Origin of the sequence: Blastococcus sp. CT_GayMR19, assembly GCF_004570385.1 — a bacterium.
In the GTDB taxonomy this organism is placed as follows: Bacteria; Actinomycetota; Actinomycetes; order Mycobacteriales; family Geodermatophilaceae; genus Blastococcus_B.
In genome coordinates this window covers 1-14,986 of the sequence record NZ_SPQL01000025.1, presented here as the reverse complement: position 1 = coordinate 14,986, position 14,986 = coordinate 1, and the positions used below count along the sequence as shown (strand labels likewise).

The window sequence follows — 14,986 nt, the reverse complement described above, 5'->3', positions numbered from 1 at the left end:
CCGCCGACCCTAGTCGAGCCCGGCCGGCCGGCCCTGCGTGTGGCAGCCTCGTCGCGTGCCGGACGCGACCGCCTTCTCCCCGCGGCTCCGCCTCGCCGGCGGCCTCGTCCACCTCTACACCGCGAGCGGGACCGTGGTCGGCCTGCTCATCGTGCTGGCGGCGATCGAGGGCGAAACGCTCACCGCCCTGTGGCTGTTCTTCGTCGCGTTGTTCATCGACGGCACCGACGGGATGCTCGCGCGGCGCTTCCGGGTCAAGGAGACGATCCCCTGGTTCGACGGCGCCCTCCTGGACAACATCGTCGACTACCTGACCTACGTCTTCGCCCCGGTGGTCCTCCTGTGGACGACGGACTCGCTACCCGACGGGCCCCTGGGCTGGGGAGTGGCCGCACTGCCGCTGCTGGCGTCGAGCTACCAGTTCTGCCGCGTCGACGCCAAACTCGTCGGTTCGACGGGCGACGACCACTTCTTCCTGGGCTTTCCCAGCTACTGGAACGTCGTCGCCTTCTACGCGATCGTCCTCGACGCGTCGCCGACCGTGGTCGCGGCTGCCCTGGTCGTCTTCTCCGTGCTGGTGTTCGTGCCGGTGCGCTACCTCTACCCGTCGCGGATGACGACGCTGCGCACGACGACGCTGGTGTTCAGCACGGTGTGGGCGGTCACCTACGTCGTGCTGCTGCTGCAGTTCCCCGACCCGCATCCCGCCGTCGTGGCGGTCTCCCTGGCCTACCTCGTCTACTACCTCGGGCTGAGTGTCTTCTTCACCTTGCGCCGTCCCTCAACCCAGCGCGCCGAGGGCAGCGGCTAGGTCCGCCACGAGGTCGTCGGTGTCCTCGATCCCGCAGGAGAGCCGCACGAACCCGGGCGCGACCGCGTCGGCCCCCCACTGCGCACGGCGGTCGATCGTGCTGTGCACCCCGCCGAAGCTCGTCGCCGCCGTCCAGAGCCGGGTGGCCGCCAGCAGCGCGGCGACCTCCGCCTCGCCGGCGAGCTCGGCGGAGACGACGCCGTTCGGGCGCAGCATCTGCCGGGCGGCCAGCGCGAACGACGGGTCCCCGGCCCGCCAGGGCCACCGGACCCCGGTGACCGCCGGCGAGGCGGCCAGCAGCTCGGCGACCGCGGCGGCGTTGACCGCCTGCCGGGCGAGCCGCAGGTCCAGGGTGCTCATCGAGCGGTGCCCGAGCCAGGCCTCGAACGGCCCGGGCGTGCTCCCGGTGTGGCCGCGCCAGCTCGCCATCCGTGCGTGGAGCTCGTCGTCGGTGGTGCTCACGTGGCCGAGCAGCAGGTCGCTGTGCCCGGTGAGCGCCTTGGTGTCGCTGCCGACGGTGAGGCCGGCGCCCAGGGCCAGCGGGCGCTGCCCCAGTGGCGTGGCGGTCGTGTTGTCGACGACGAGCAGTGCCCCGGCGGCCCGGGTCGCCCGCGCGACGGCGGCGATGTCGCAGACGTCGAGCTGCGGGTTGCTGGGGGTCTCGAGCAGCACGAGGCGGGCGTCCTGCAGGTCTCCGCGGGCGGCGGCGGCCTCGATCTCCAGCGTGGGCACGTAGTCCGCGCGCACCCCGAAGCGCTCGAGCTCGCCGGCGGCCAGCAGTCGGGTCGTGTAGTAGCCGTCGGACGGGAGCACCACCCGGTCGCCGGCGCCGACGAACGGGAGGACGGCGGCTGTGATCGCCGCCATGCCGGTGGCGAAGGACAGGCAGCGGCCGCCGTCGAGCTCACCCACGGCGGCCTCGAAGTCGCGCAGGGTGGGGTGCTCGGTGCGCGCGTACGCGTCCGCACCGCCGGCCCGCGGCGGTTGGTCGCCCAGGTGGAACGGTGCCGCGAACACCGGCGAGGGGCGCAGCGGGGCCCCGGGCACCGGAGCGGCCTCCCCCGCGCGGACCGACCGCGTGCCGTCACCCCAGGACCCGGGGGTCATGTCACCGCCCCAGGAGCGCTCGCTCACTCCGACTTGGCTTCCCGGCTCATGATCTCCCGCACCATCCGCGGCGGGGCCTCACCCTCGTGGCACACGCGCACGACGGCCTCGGTGAGCGGCACGTACACGTCGTGCGCCCGCGCCAGGTCCAGGATCGAGCGGCAGCTCTTGACGCCCTCGGCGGTCTGGCGGGTGCTCGCCTGCACCTCCTCCACGCTCATCCCCCGGCCGAGCTTCTCGCCGAACGTCCGGTTCCGGGAGAGCGGGGAGCTGCAGGTGGCGACCAGGTCACCCAGGCCGGCCAGCCCGGCGAACGTGGTCAGCTCCGCACCGAGGGCCATCCCGAGGCGCGCGGTCTCCGCCAGACCCCGGGTGATCAGCGAGGCGCGGGTGTTGTCCCCGAAGCCGAGTCCCTCCGCGATCCCGCAGGCCAGCGCGATCACGTTCTTGACCGCCCCGCCGAGCTCGCAGCCCACCACGTCGGGGTTCGTGTAGGGCCGGAAGTACCGCGTGTGGCAGGCCGCCTGGAGCGCCTCCGCCCGGCCGGTGTCCGAGCAGGCGATGACCGTGGCCGCGGGCTGCTCCTCGGCGATCTCGCGGGCGAGGTTGGGCCCCGAGAGGACCGCGACCCGGTCGGTACCGGCGCCGGTCACCTCGCAGATGACCTCGCTCATCCGCTTCGAGGTGCCGAGCTCGATGCCCTTCATCAGCGACAGCAGCGTGGCGTCCGCCGGCAGCAGCCCCGCCCAGCCGGTCAGGTTGTCCCGGAGCGACTGCGAGGGCACCGCCAGAACCACGATCGCGGCGTCCAGCAGCGCCTCCGCGGGGTCGGCGGTCGCGCGCACCGCGCCGGGCAGCCGGACGCCGGGCAGGTAGTCGCGGTTCTCGCCGTCCTCGGTGATGGACTTCGCCAGCTCCGGCCGCCGGGCGTGCAGCGTGACCTCGCAGCCCGCGTCGGCGAGGACCTTGGCGAACGTCGTGCCCCAGGATCCGGCCCCCAGCACCGCCGCCCGGGTCATGCGGCGCTCCCGGCCACGTCCCCGGGCAGCTCGCGCCGCGGCCGCGGATGGAAGGCGAGGGGCGCGGGCTCCCCGCGCAGCTCGGCCAGCTGGTCGCGCACGCGGGTCATGATCAGGTCCGTCGTCTCCTTCAGCAGCTCGCCGGTCAGGGGGGCACCGGCGCGGATCCGGGCCCGCTGCGCCGAGAGGTCCACCGGCTCCCCGACCAGGTAGTCCGCCGGGGTCCGGAGACGCAGGTGCAGCTTCTTCGCGTGGTAGTCGTGCACCCGCTGCGGCCCCCACTGCGCCACGGGAAGGACGACGGCGTCGGTGGTCAGCGCCAGGCGGGCGACCCCTGTGCGCGCCTCCATCGGCCACCAGTCCGGGTCGCGGGTCACCGATCCCTCGGGGTAGATCACGACGACATTGCCCGCGGCGAGGTCGGCCTCGGCCGCGTGCAGCGCTTCGTGCGCGTCGGCGGTGAACCGGGCGACCGGGATCTGACCCGCGCCGCGGAGGAGCGGGCCGGCGGGACCACGGAAGACCGACTCCTTGCCGAGGAAGTGCGGCACCCGCCCGCTGTCCCAGACCAGCCGGGCGCAGCCCAGCGGGTCGAGGATCGAGATGTGGTTGATCACGAGCAGGACCGGGCCGGCCACCGGGATCCGCTCGGCGTGCCGGTACCGCAGGCGGAAGAGGAGCGAAGCAGCCGGATGGATGACAGCGACGGCGATCCACAGGGCGAGGGATCCCCGGCGCCGCGCCCGCCGCCTCCGCGACCGCGCTGCGCTCCCGGCCCCCGCCGTCGGGGAGGACGCGTCCTGCGCCACCGGCACCCCTCTCCTCTGCTCTGGTCCTCGCCGTCCGCTCGGCCTCGGGGTCGACCCTACGGCCCGATCAGAACCCCACCGGCGTCCGTCGTCCGAACGTGTGTGCTCACATGGAGCCGTGCCGCAGTGGTCGATCGTCGTTCCGGCGAAGCGGCTCGCCGTCGCCAAGACCCGCCTCCGGCCACTGACGGAGGCACTGCCCGGCGCCGCCCACGACGCGCTGGTGCTCGCCCTGCTCGCGGACACCGTCGCCGCCGCTCTCGCGTGCCCGGCCATCGCGGAGGTGGTGGTGGTGACCGACGACCGGGCCGCCGCGGACGTCGTCCGGGCGCTAGGCGCGCGGACGGTGGCCGACGAGCCGGACCGCGGGCTCAACGCGGCGCTCGAGCACGGCGCCCGCCACGCCTCCGGTCCCGCTGTGGCGGCGCTGTCCTCCGACCTGCCGGCGCTGCGCGCTCCCGAACTCGCCGGTGCGCTCCTGGCGGCGGCCGCGGCGCCGCGGTGCTTCGTCGCCGACGCCCACGGCACGGGGACGACGCTGCTCACCGCCCGGGGCACACCGCTCCTCCCCCGGTTCGGGACGCTCTCGGCGCAGGCCCATCGGGACGGCGGCGCACTCCCCCTGACCGGCGACTGGCCGGGCCTGGTCCGCGACGTCGACACCGCCGCCGACCTCGCGGACGCCCTCGCGCTGGGCGCCGGCCCCCGGACGGCCGCGTTCGCCCGGACGCTGGAGCGACACGCGCCGCACTGACGGTTCGGGTGGGGCACCATGACGGAGTGCCCTCCGCGAGCGCGTCCCGGACCGGTCCCCTGCCCACCGACCGCTTCCTCAATCGGGAGCTGTCGTGGCTCGACTTCAACGCGCGGGTGCTCGAACTCGCCGAGAACGACTCGCTGCCCCTGCTGGAGCGGATGAAGTTCCTGGCGATCTTCGCCGGCAACCTCGACGAGTTCTTCATGGTGCGCATCGCCGGCCTCAAGCGCCGGCACGACATGGGGCTGACCGTCCGGTCCCCCGACGGGCTGACCATCCGCGAGCAGCTCGAGCTCATCACCCGCCGGACCCAGGACCTCGTCCAGCGGCACGCGGACGTGTTCCTCAAGGACGTGGCGCCGCGGCTCGAGGACGAGGGCATCCGGATCGTCCACTACGAGGACCTCGAGGACGACGCCGCCCGCCGGCTGCGCGAGTACTTCCGCGACCAGGTCTTCCCCGTGCTCACCCCGCTCGCGGTCGACCCGGGCCACCCCTTCCCCTACATCAGCGGGCTGTCGCTGAACCTCGCCGTGTCGGTGCGGGATCCCGACAGCGGCGTCGCCCACTTCGCCCGCGTCAAGGTGCCGAACAACGTCCCGCGCTTCGTCCCGGTCGGTCCCACCGGCCAGACGGCGACCTTCCTGCCGCTCGAGGACCTGATCGCCGTGCACCTCCCGCAGCTGTTCCCCGGGCTCGAGGTCCTCTCCCACCACCTGTTCCGGGTGACCCGCAACGCGGACATGGAGGTGGAGGAGGACCGCGACGAGGACCTGCTGCAGGCGCTGGAGCGCGAGCTGTCCCGCCGCCGGTTCGGACCGGCCGTGCGGCTCGAGGTCACCGACACCATGGATCCCCAGATCCTGGAGGTGCTGCTGTCGGAGATGGAGATGCGCCCGGAGGACGTGCTGCACGTCCCGGGGCTGCTCGACCTCTCCGCGCTCTGGTCGGTGTACGACCTGGACCGGCCCGAGCTCAAGGACGACCCGTTCGTCCCGGCGACCCACCCCCGGCTCTCGGACGGCGAGACGCCCAAGAGCGTGTTCGCCACCCTCCGCGAGGGCGACGTCCTCGTGCACCACCCCTACTACTCCTTCGCCACGAGCGTGCAGCGGTTCATCGAGCAGGCCGCCGCCGACCCGCAGGTCCTGGCGATCAAGCAGACGCTCTACCGCACCTCGGGCGACTCCCCGATCGTCAACGCCCTGATCGACGCCGCGGAGGCCGGCAAGCAGGTCGTCGTCCTCGTGGAGATCAAGGCGCGCTTCGACGAGGAGGCCAACATCACCTGGGCCCGCTCGCTGGAGCGTGCGGGGTGCCACGTCGTCTACGGCCTCGTGGGCCTCAAGACGCACTGCAAGACGGCCCTGGTGGTCCGGCGGGAGCACGGCGTGCTGCGCCGGTACTGCCACATCGGCACCGGCAACTACAACCCGAAGACCGCCCGGATCTACGAGGACCTCGGCATCCTCACCGCCGACCCCCGCGTGGGCGCGGACCTGACCGACCTGTTCAACACGCTCACCGGCTACTCCCGCCAGACGAACTACCGCACGCTGATGGTGGCGCCGCACGGCATCCGCGTCGGGCTGATCGAGAAGATCCGCCGCGAGGCCCGGCACGCGGCCGAGGGCAAGCCCAGCGGCATCCGCATCAAGGCGAACTCGCTGGTCGACGAGAAGGTCATCGACGCGCTGTACGAGGCGTCCCAGGCCGGCGTGACGGTGGAGCTGCTGCTCCGCGGCATCTGCTCGCTGCGCCCCGGCGTCCCCGGCATGTCGGAGTCCATCCGCGTCCGCTCGATCGTCGGCCGCTTCCTCGAGCACTCCCGCGTCATGTCGTTCGCCAACGACGGGGAGCCGGAGTGGTGGCTGGGCAGCGCGGACCTGATGCACCGCAACCTCGACCGCCGGGTCGAAGTGCTGCTGCGGGTGTGCGACGAGACGGCGCGCACCGAGCTCCAGGGCATCTTCGAGGCGGCGATGGCCCCGGACGTGCGCTGCTGGGAACTGGGCAGCGACGGCAGCTGGGCGCCGACCGGCGAGCGGGACTACCAGGCCGACCTCCTGCGTCGGGCGGGTGAGCACGCTGGCTGAGCCGGTGACCGTCGTGCGGGCCGCGGGCTGCGCCGTGTGGCGCCAGTCCGACGGCGGGCCGCTCGAGACGGCGCTGGTCCACCGCCCCAAGTACGACGACTGGTCGCTGCCCAAGGGCAAGCCCGAGGACGGCGAGCACCTGCTGCAGACCGCTGTCCGCGAGGTGACGGAGGAGACCGGCCTGTCGGTCGTGGTGGGACGGCGCAGTGTCCGCACGTCCTACGACGTGGCCGGCCCCGACGGGGATCCGCTCCCCAAGGAGGTCGACTACTGGACCGCCCAGTGGACCGGGGGCGACTTCGTGGCCAACGACGAGGCCGACGAGCTGCGCTGGCTGCCGGTCGCCGACGCCGCGGCCCTGTGCAGCCACCCGCACGACCGCGCGGTCCTGGCCGACCTGGCGCGGACCGACGTCCCCCGGGCGCCGACGCTGGTGCTGGTGCGGCACGGCCACGCCGGCTCCCGGTCCGAGTGGGACGGTCCGGACGACCTGCGGCCGCTGGACTCCCGCGGGATGGCCGAGGCACGCCGGCTGGCCGAGGTGCTGCCGCTGTTCGAGCCCATCGCCGTGGCCTCCGCCGAGCGCACCCGGTGCCGCCAGACCGTCGAGCCGCTCGCCGAGGCCATCGGGGCGGACGTGCACAGCCTCCCGGAACTCGGCGAGGAGGAGTTCTCCGACGATCCCCAGGCGGGCCTGGTGGCCATCGAGCGGCTGATGGCCCCCCGCACCGATCCCGGCGTCACCGTCGTCTGCAGCCAGGGCGGGGCGATCCCGTCCGTGCTGGTGGCGCTCGGGGCCCGGTGGGACGGATCCCGGGCCTACCCGCCCGCCGCCAAGGGCAGCGCGTGGGTGCTCGGCGGCTGCCCGGGAGCGCTCTCGGCCGACTACTACCGGAGTTTCTAGGCCGGGCTCCTCGACGGCAGGGCGGCGGGCAGCCAGGCCGGGCGGGCGGACTCGTAGCGGCTGATGTCGTCGAGGTGCCGCTCGGTCAGCCCGACGTCGTCGAGGCCCTCGAGGAGCCGCCAGCGCGTGTAGTCGTCGATCTCGAACGGCACGGTGACGTCGCGGTAGGTGACCTGCTTGGCCTGGAGGTCGACGGTCACCTGCGTCGTCGGGTCGGCCTCGACGGCGGCCCACAGCGCCTCGACGTCCGCCTGCGGCAGCAGCACGGTGAGCAGCCCGGACTTGGTCGAGTTGTTGCGGAAGATGTCGGCGAACCGGGAGCTGATGACCGCCCGGAAGCCGCCGTCCAGCAGTGCCCACACCGCGTGCTCCCGCGAGGAGCCGGTGCCGAAGTCGGGGCCGGCGACCAGCACGGACGCGCCCGCGTACTGCGGCTGGTTCAGGACGAAGTCCGGCTCGTTGGTGCGCCAGGCCACGAACAGGCCGTCCTCGAAGCCGGTGCGGGTGATCCGCTTGAGGTACTCGGCCGGGATGATCTGGTCGGTGTCCACGTTCGTCCGCTTCAGCGGGACGGCCGTGCCGGTGTGCGTGATGAAGGCGTCCATGTCGGTCAGACTCCAGCGGTCTCGAGGGCGGCCGGGGCGGTCAGGTGGCCGGTCACCGCGGTGGCCGCGGCCACGGCCGGGCTGACCAGGTGGGTGCGGCCGCCCTTGCCCTGCCGGCCCTGGAAGTTGCGGTTGCTGGTCGACGCCGACCGCTCGCCCGGCTTGAGCTGGTCGGGGTTCATGCCCAGGCACATCGAGCAGCCGGCACCGCGCCACTCGGCGCCCGCGTCGAGGAACACCCGGTCCAGGCCCTCGGCCTCGGCCTGCGCCTTGACCTGGACCGAGCCGGGGACGACGAGCATCCGGGTGTCGGGGTCGACGTGCCGGCCACGGAGCAGCTCGGCGGCCACCCGGAGGTCCTCGATCCGGCCGTTCGTGCACGAGCCGAGGAAGACGGTGTCGACCTTGATCTCCGACAGCGGCGTGCCGGCGGTCAGGCCCATGTAGGCCAGCGCCTGCTCGGCGGCCACGCGGTCGCCCTCGTCGGCGAACTCCGCCGGGTCCGGCACGGAGGCGCTGATCGGCAGGCCCTGACCCGGGTTGGTGCCCCAGGTGACGTAGGGCGTCAGCGTGGCGGCGTCCAGGTGGACCTCGCGGTCGAAGACGGCGCCCTCGTCGGTGCGCAGGGTCGACCAGTACTCGACCGCGGCATCCCAGTCGGCGCCGTGCGGGGCGTGCGGGCGGCCCTCGAGGTAGGCGAAGGTCGTGGCGTCGGGCGCGATGAGCCCGGCCTTGGCGCCGGCCTCGATCGACATGTTGCAGATCGTCATCCGGGCCTCCATCGACAGCGCCTCGATGGCGCTGCCGCGGTACTCGATGACGTGACCCTGCCCGCCGCCGGTCCCGATCTCGGCGATGACGGCCAGGATGATGTCCTTCGCGGAGACGCCGGGCGGCAGCTCGCCGTCCACGGTCACCGCCATCTGCTTCGGCGCGTACTGGGGCAGCGTCTGGGTGGCGAGCACGTGCTCGACCTCGCTGGTGCCGATGCCGAACGCCAGGGCGCCGAAGGCGCCGTGGGTCGAGGTGTGGCTGTCGCCGCAGACGATCGTCATGCCGGGCTGGGTCAGGCCGAGCTGGGGGCCGATCACGTGCACGATGCCCTGGTCGCGGTCCCCCATGGGCGCCAGCCGGACGCCGAACTCCGCGGCGTTGCGGCGGAGCGCCTCCACCTGGGCCCGGCTGATCGGGTCGGCGATCGGGGCGAGGATGTCCAGCGTCGGGACGTTGTGGTCCTCGGTCGCCATCGTGAGGTCCGGACGGCGGACCGTGCGGCCGGCGGCGCGGAGCCCGTCGAAGGCCTGGGGGCTGGTCACCTCGTGCACGAGGTGCAGGTCGATGTAGAGCAGATCGGGCTCACCGGCGGTGCTGCGCACCAGGTGGGCCTCGTAGACCTTCTCCGCCAGGGTCTTCGGCACGCTGGGTCCCCTCACTAGCCATCCCGTGGACTTGGATTCTCACTGTGCGGGATGCGAGTATTGCTGTGTGGGACAGCCTAACCCCGTAGCGGTTCTGGACAAAGCAGTGGCGATCCTTCGTGCGGTCGCCGACGAGCCGGCCAGCCTCGCCGAGCTGGTAACGCGGACCGGGCTCCCCCGCGCGACCGCCCACCGGCTCGCGGTGGCACTCGAGGGTCATCGACTCGTCCAGCGCTCGCCGGACGGTGCCTGGGTCCCCGGACCGGCGCTGGCCGAGCTGGGTCGCAGCGGCGCCGGGCTGGCCGAGGTCGCCGGCCGCCACCTCGTGGCGCTCCGGGACAGCAGCGGCGAGAGCTCCCAGTTCTACGTGCGCGAGGGCGGCACCCGCGTCTGCGTGGCGGCGGCCGAGCGGACCAGCGGACTGCGTGACACCGTGCCCGTCGGTGCCCGGCTGCCCATGACCGCGGGTTCGGCCGCGCACGCGCTGCTCGCCTTCGCCCCGGCCGAGGAGGTCACCCGCCTGCTCCCCAACGCGAGCTTCACGGCCCGCACCCTGCTCGACGTGCGCCGGCGCGGCTGGGCGCACAGCATCGCCGAGCGGGAGCCGGGGGTCGCCTCGCTGTCGGCACCGGTCCGGAGTCCGTCCGGGACGGTGCTCGGCGCCGTCTCCATCTCCGGGCCCGTGGAGCGGCTCGGGCGGCGTCCCAGCCCGGAGCTGATCAGCGCGGTGCTGGACGCGTCCACGGCGATCAGCCGGGCGGCGCGCTAGCGGGCTCCTCGGCCGGGGTGAAGATCTCGTCGATCCGGGCCCCGAACAGCGCCGCGATGCGGAACGCCAGCGGCAGCGACGGGTCGAAGCGTCCGCGCTCGATCGAGATGACCGTCTGCCGGGACACTCCGAGTCGCTCGGCCAGCACGGCCTGGGACCAGCCGAGCCTCGCCCGCCGCTCGGCCAGGTCGTTCTGCACGGCCCGCCTCAGGCTTCCCGGCGCCGGAGGAGCGCGAACCGGAGGGACCCGTCGAGCAGGGCGAAGGCGACCACGCTCATCAGGGCGAGGCCCGCGTCCAGCTCGAGGTCGAAGAGGCCGATCGCCCCGGCCGTGATCCCGGCGGCCGACAGCGTGTCGAACAGCGCACCGGACGCCGCCTTGTCCAGCCACCGAGACTCGACGTTCTCCTCGACGTGCGGATCCGGCGTTCCGTGCCGGCCCGCACCGAGCAGCAGCCAGGCCAGCGTGATGCAGGGCGCGAGGAAGCACGCGGTGAAGACGCCGAGGACGAGCCAGAACTGCTCCCCCGGATCACCGCCGCCCCCCAGCCCAGGGCCGCGGCGAGAAGCAGTCCCGCCGCCCAGACGACCAGGAGGCCGCGGCGGGCGCGGGCGCGGTCGAGGGTCGGCGGCGTCGCGGTCATTCCGGGCTCCCGTCGGGCATCCGTCAGCAGGCCGGCGTAGTGAAGCACGCTTGACGTCGAGTGGTCAAGCGTCCTTTACGTCGACTGCGGTTCAGCCGAGGCGGCGCGCACCCGCGGACGGGATGACGTCGAAGGTGCGCGGCGGCGCGAAGGCCCGGCGGTCGAACTCGTCGCGGACGGCCGCGGCCACGGTGGCCGCCCGCTCCCGGTCGACGAGGACGACCGCGCTGCCGCCGAATCCGCCACCGACCATGCGGGCGCCGTGAGCGCCGGCCCGCACCGCGGCGTCGACGCAGGCGTCGAGCTCGTCGGTGGAGATCTGGAAGTCGTCGCGCAGCGACACGTGCCCCTCCAGCAGGATCGGGCCGATCTCCCGCGGGTCGGAGCTGCCGCGGAGGATGCGCACCACCTCCAGCACGCGGGCGTTCTCGGTGACGATGTGCCGGGCGCGGCGCAGCAGGACGTCGTCGTCGAGCGCGGCCAGACCGGCGACGTCGGCGACGTCGCGCAGGGCCGGGACGCCGAGCCGGGCGGCGGCCTGCTCGCACTCCCGGCGGCGGTCGCCGTAGCCGCCGTCGGCGTGCGTGTGCGAGGTCCCGGTGTCGACGACGAGCAGTTCCAGACCGACGGCCGCCAGGTCCAGCGGCACCTGCTCGGTCCGCCGCTCACGGGTGTCGAGGAAGAGGGCGTGTCCGGCGGTGCAGAGCAGCGAGGCCGACTGGTCGAGGATGCCGGTCGGGGCGCCCACGAAGTCGTTCTCGGACCGGCGGGCCAGCTCCACCAGGTCCTCGAGCGTCAGGTCCGGAGCCACCAGGTCGCGCAGCGCCAGGGCCACGGAGCAGGTGAGCGCGGCCGACGACGAGAGGCCCGCCCCCACGGGGACGTCGGTGTCCACGAGCAGGCTCAGGCCACCGGCCAGGTGCTCGCGGAGCCCCTCCACGACGCCGGCCGGGTACCCGGCCCAGCCGTCGGGCCGCCCTGGGGCCAGCTCGTCGAGCCCGAGCTCGACCACGTCGCCGTCGCCCTGCAGGGAGGCCAGGGCGATCCGGCCGTCGGTGCGCCGCGCGACCGCCGCCCGCGTGGTGTGCGGCAGGGCGACCGGGAGCACGTAGCCGTCGTTGTAGTCGGTGTGCTCCCCGATGACGTTGACCCGGCCGGGCGCCGCCCACACACCTTCCGGCTCGCCGCCGAACCGCTCGGCGAACGCCGCCCGCGCGCGCTCCGCCGCCGCTACGTCGTCGGTCATGCGACCACGACGGCACGGAGCTGCTCGGCGACGTCCTCGGGGTTCGTGTCGGTGATGAACGCGCCCATCCCGGACTCCGACCCGGCCAGGTACTTCAGCTTGCCGGGAGCGCGGCGGAAGGAGAACAGCTGCAGGTGCAACCACCAGTCCTCGCGGCCGGCCCGCACCGGCGCCTGGTTCCAGGACGCGATGTAGTTCATGGGGGTGTCGAACCGGCGGGCGAACCGGCCGAGCACGTCGAGGTAGACCTCGACGAAGGCGTCCCGCTCGGCGTCGTCGAGCGCGGGCAGGTCGGGCACCCGCCGGGTCGGGAAGAACTGCACCTCGCAGGGCCACCGCGTCGCCGCCGGGACGAACGCGGTCCAGTGCTCGTTCGCGCACACCACCCGGGGCCCGCTGCGCTCGCCGGCGAGCACGTCGTCGAACAGGTCGCCGCCGGTGGCCTCCCGGTGCCGCCGGACGGAGGCGAGGATCTTCTCCGCCCGCGGGGTCACGTAGGGATAGGCGTAGATCTGCCCGTGCGGGTGCGACAGCGTCACCCCGATCTCCTCGCCGTGGTTCTCGAAGCAGAAGACCTGCTCGACGCCGTCGATCGCGCCGAGCTCCGCCGTCCGGTCGGCCCAGACGTCCACGACCAGGCGCGCCCGCTCGGGGCCGAGGTCGGCGAAGGTCCGCTGGTGGTCGTCGGTGAAGCAGACCACCTCGCACCGGCCGTAGCCCGGGCGCAGCTCGGCGGTCGGGGCTCCCGGGGCGTGCGGGGGGACGTCGCGGTCGACCGCGGTGGCCAGGGACGGGAAACGGTTCTCGAACACCACCACCTGGTAGGCGGCGTCGGGGATCTCCGTCGTGCGGTCCGGCGTCGACGGGCACAGCGGGCACTGGTCGGCCGGCGGGAGGAAGGTGCGGGTCTGGCGATGGGAGGCGATGGCGACCCACTCGCCGACCAGCGCGTCGAAGCGCAGCTGGGAACGGGTGCTCACCGGCGGCAGGTCGCGGGTGTCCTGCGCGGCGTGCTCCGCCGGGTGCCCGTCGTCGTCGAAGTAGAGGATCTCCCGGCCGTCCGCGAGGCGACGACTCGTGCGGATCACTGGAGCTACCCCCCGTCGCCGTTCCGGTGCGCGAGGAGCCTAGCGACGCACGGGGCCCGGCGTGCGGGGGTGCCTCGGGCCGGGAACGGCGAGAGCCCCCGACCGGGTGGTCGGGGGCTCTCGCGCGATGTAGCCCCGAAGGGATTCGAACCCTCGCTACCGCCGTGAGAGGGCGGCGTCCTGGGCCGCTAGACGACGGGGCCGCGGTGCAGCGTCATTTTGCCATGCGCCCGGACCCTGCATGGCCCGGGGGCCCTGGACGCAGAGAACCCCGGGACGCAGAGAACCCCCGGCCGGAGGGCCGGGGGTTCTCGGTCGCGTAGCCCCGAAGGGATTCGAACCCTCGCTACCGCCGTGAGAGGGCGGCGTCCTGGGCCGCTAGACGACGGGGCCGTGCTGTCGTGCCGTGTGCGGAATTCGAGGAGATCCTGCTTCCTCGCTGGGGTACCAGGACTCGAACCTAGACTAACGGAACCAGAAACCGTCGGGCTGCCAATTACCCCATACCCCATGGGTGGCGCCTCGCGGCGCCGCAGGAGACGATACCCGACGGCCGGACCGGGGACGGCACCCACCCCGGTGCGAGGCGGGTCAGTGCGCCGGAACCGCGACCGGTGGCGCCGGGGCGCGCAGGTCGAGGGCGCGGGTCATCGTCTCCGGCTGCAGCCGGCGCCGCGAGCGCGCCACCAGCGCGACGAAGACCGCCATGGCGACGAGGGTCAGCGCGACGTCGAACCAGGGCACGCCGGCGGTGGACTCCGCGGAGGCCAGGACGTCCTCTCCCAGCGCACCGGCCAGCACGAAGATCACCACGTTGTTGACCGTGTGCAGCGCGATCGCCGCCTCCAGGCCACCGGTCAGCCACACCACCGCCGAGGCGGCGAGCCCCACGGACAGGTAGAAGAGGAACGACGGTAGATCGGGGGGCAGGTGGACGAGGGAGAACAGCGTGCCGCTCACCAGGGCGGCGAGCACCGCGCCCGCCATCGGCCGGCGGACCCACCCTGCCACCGCCTGGCTCAGGTAGCCGCGGAACAGGTACTCCTCGGCCGCCGCCTGCAGCGGGGTGGTCAGGAACACCACGACCAGCAGCCAGCCGTAGGACGCGACCGGGCCGCCGGTGTCCCCCTCCTGCGACAGCGACAGCACCAGGGACACGCAGATGCCCACGCCGACGGTGCCGAGGGCGAGCAGGGTGTACCAGGGCAACAGCCGCCATCGGAGCCGGCCGAGAACCGACGACGACCAGCCGATCCGCATCCCGTGCGCAGCCGCCCACACCAGCCAGACGACCGGGATGGCGACCGCGGTCACCAGGTTGATCACCAGGATCACGCCCGGGCTCGACAGGTCGTCGAGGGCCGACTCCGAGAAGGCGGCCCCCTCCGCCACGATCAGCCCGATCATGCCCGCCACGAGCGTGAGGACCGCCGCAACCAGATACACGACCACGAGCAGCAGGAGGCCCACGGCCGGGCGCCAGCCGGCCCACGTCCGGGAACGCATGACCTGCAGGAACGGGCGGGCCTCGTCGTGCGGCGGCGTTCCCGGCGGCAGCCAGCGCGGCGGGTAGGCAGGAGGCGCGTAGGCCGGAGGGGGCGGGCCCCACCCCGGAGAACCCGGCGGTGGCGCACCCCAGGGTGCCGGGCCCCCCGGCGCCGGGCCCCACGGTGCCGGGCCCCCCGGTGCCGGGCCCGGCACCGTGGGGCCCGG

General features: G+C 73.8%; 14 protein-coding genes and 3 tRNA genes. 5 read left to right on the top strand and 12 right to left on the bottom strand.

Annotated features, from left to right (window positions below):
* Window positions 1-55: 55 nt before the first annotated feature.
* Window positions 56-811: a CDP-alcohol phosphatidyltransferase family protein gene (locus tag E4P39_RS21280; RefSeq protein ID WP_135138636.1), complete on the top strand. Its 756-nt coding sequence runs from the start codon at window positions 56-58 to the stop codon at window positions 809-811.
* On the opposite strand, the gene E4P39_RS21275 is transcribed toward E4P39_RS21280, so the two are convergent.
* From E4P39_RS21275 to E4P39_RS21265, 3 genes are read right to left on the bottom strand one after another with little or no spacing between them, the layout of a single operon-like run.
* Window positions 782-1,945 (bottom strand): cystathionine gamma-lyase, encoded by a 1,164-nt coding sequence (locus E4P39_RS21275; RefSeq protein WP_245160017.1) that lies wholly within the window; start codon window positions 1,943-1,945, stop codon window positions 782-784. The two genes, E4P39_RS21280 and E4P39_RS21275, sit on opposite strands and share 30 nt — an antisense overlap.
* Complete coding sequence (locus E4P39_RS21270; protein WP_135138635.1) at window positions 1,942-2,937, bottom strand: NAD(P)H-dependent glycerol-3-phosphate dehydrogenase; 996 nt, start codon at window positions 2,935-2,937, stop codon at window positions 1,942-1,944. The genes E4P39_RS21275 and E4P39_RS21270 overlap by 4 nt, the downstream gene beginning before the upstream one ends.
* Window positions 2,934-3,752, bottom strand: a complete 819-nt coding sequence (locus E4P39_RS21265; protein WP_245160016.1) for a lysophospholipid acyltransferase family protein — start codon at window positions 3,750-3,752, stop codon at window positions 2,934-2,936. Before E4P39_RS21265 ends, E4P39_RS21270 begins: the two co-directional genes overlap by 4 nt.
* A gap of 112 nt (window positions 3,753-3,864) precedes the next feature.
* Between E4P39_RS21265 and cofC the strand changes: the two genes are divergently transcribed.
* The 3 genes from cofC to E4P39_RS21250 are packed head-to-tail and all read left to right on the top strand — an operon-like array spanning window position 3,865 to window position 7,503.
* A complete protein-coding gene (gene cofC, locus E4P39_RS21260) occupies window positions 3,865-4,500 on the top strand; it encodes a 2-phospho-L-lactate guanylyltransferase (RefSeq protein WP_245160015.1) in 636 nt (211 codons plus the stop codon).
* 26 nt (window positions 4,501-4,526) lie between these two features.
* Entirely contained in the window at window positions 4,527-6,599 is a 2,073-nt protein-coding gene (locus tag E4P39_RS21255; RefSeq protein ID WP_245160014.1) for an RNA degradosome polyphosphate kinase, read from the top strand.
* Window positions 6,583-7,503, top strand: a complete 921-nt coding sequence (locus E4P39_RS21250; RefSeq protein WP_135138631.1) for an NUDIX hydrolase — start codon at window positions 6,583-6,585, stop codon at window positions 7,501-7,503. The genes E4P39_RS21255 and E4P39_RS21250 overlap by 17 nt, the downstream gene beginning before the upstream one ends.
* Here the strand turns inward: E4P39_RS21250 and leuD are convergent.
* Both leuD and leuC read right to left on the bottom strand, forming a co-directional pair.
* Complete coding sequence (gene leuD / locus E4P39_RS21245; protein WP_135138630.1) at window positions 7,500-8,108, bottom strand: 3-isopropylmalate dehydratase small subunit; 609 nt, start codon at window positions 8,106-8,108, stop codon at window positions 7,500-7,502. The two genes, E4P39_RS21250 and leuD, sit on opposite strands and share 4 nt — an antisense overlap.
* 5 nt (window positions 8,109-8,113) lie before the next feature.
* Window positions 8,114-9,526 carry a 3-isopropylmalate dehydratase large subunit gene (gene leuC / locus E4P39_RS21240; RefSeq protein WP_135138629.1) on the bottom strand — a complete coding sequence of 471 codons (1,413 nt, stop codon included), beginning with the start codon at window positions 9,524-9,526 and terminating at the stop codon, window positions 8,114-8,116.
* A gap of 67 nt (window positions 9,527-9,593) precedes the next feature.
* On the opposite strand from leuC, the gene E4P39_RS21235 reads away from it, so the two are divergent.
* The gene (locus E4P39_RS21235; RefSeq protein ID WP_135138628.1) at window positions 9,594-10,295 is read left to right on the top strand and encodes an IclR family transcriptional regulator; all 702 of its coding nucleotides are present in this window, start codon (window positions 9,594-9,596) and stop codon (window positions 10,293-10,295) included.
* Here the strand turns inward: E4P39_RS21235 and E4P39_RS21230 are convergent.
* From E4P39_RS21230 to E4P39_RS21200, 7 genes are all read right to left on the bottom strand, one after another.
* Window positions 10,276-10,494 (bottom strand): helix-turn-helix transcriptional regulator, encoded by a 219-nt coding sequence (locus E4P39_RS21230; protein ID WP_135138627.1) that lies wholly within the window; start codon window positions 10,492-10,494, stop codon window positions 10,276-10,278. The two genes, E4P39_RS21235 and E4P39_RS21230, sit on opposite strands and share 20 nt — an antisense overlap.
* Before the next feature lie 536 nt (window positions 10,495-11,030).
* Window positions 11,031-12,185 (bottom strand): galactokinase, encoded by a 1,155-nt coding sequence (gene galK / locus E4P39_RS21225; RefSeq protein ID WP_135138626.1) that lies wholly within the window; start codon window positions 12,183-12,185, stop codon window positions 11,031-11,033.
* A complete protein-coding gene (galT, locus tag E4P39_RS21220; protein ID WP_135138625.1) occupies window positions 12,182-13,273 on the bottom strand; it encodes a galactose-1-phosphate uridylyltransferase in 1,092 nt (363 codons plus the stop codon). Before galT ends, galK begins: the two co-directional genes overlap by 4 nt.
* A 130-nt stretch (window positions 13,274-13,403) precedes the next feature.
* Window positions 13,404-13,476: transfer RNA gene (locus E4P39_RS21215), tRNA-Glu, on the bottom strand.
* 117 nt (window positions 13,477-13,593) lie between these two features.
* Window positions 13,594-13,666 (bottom strand) — tRNA-Glu (locus tag E4P39_RS21210).
* Window positions 13,667-13,712: 46 nt separating this feature from the next.
* A tRNA-Gln gene (locus E4P39_RS21205) sits at window positions 13,713-13,784 on the bottom strand.
* 80 nt (window positions 13,785-13,864) lie between these two features.
* On the bottom strand, window positions 13,865-14,779 hold the full coding sequence (locus E4P39_RS21200; RefSeq protein WP_135138624.1) for a CPBP family intramembrane glutamic endopeptidase: 915 nt from the start codon (window positions 14,777-14,779) through the stop codon (window positions 13,865-13,867).
* Window positions 14,780-14,986 lie beyond the last annotated feature (207 nt).

Coding starts and splice junctions, on each gene's coding strand:
- E4P39_RS21200 (WP_135138624.1), bottom strand. CDS start 14,779: ATGCGTTCCCGGACGTGGGCCGGCTGGCGCCCGGCCGTGGGCCTCCTG.
- galK (WP_135138626.1), bottom strand. CDS start 12,185: ATGACCGACGACGTAGCGGCGGCGGAGCGCGCGCGGGCGGCGTTCGCC.
- leuD (WP_135138630.1), bottom strand. CDS start 8,108: ATGGACGCCTTCATCACGCACACCGGCACGGCCGTCCCGCTGAAGCGG.
- E4P39_RS21270 (WP_135138635.1), bottom strand. CDS start 2,937: ATGACCCGGGCGGCGGTGCTGGGGGCCGGATCCTGGGGCACGACGTTC.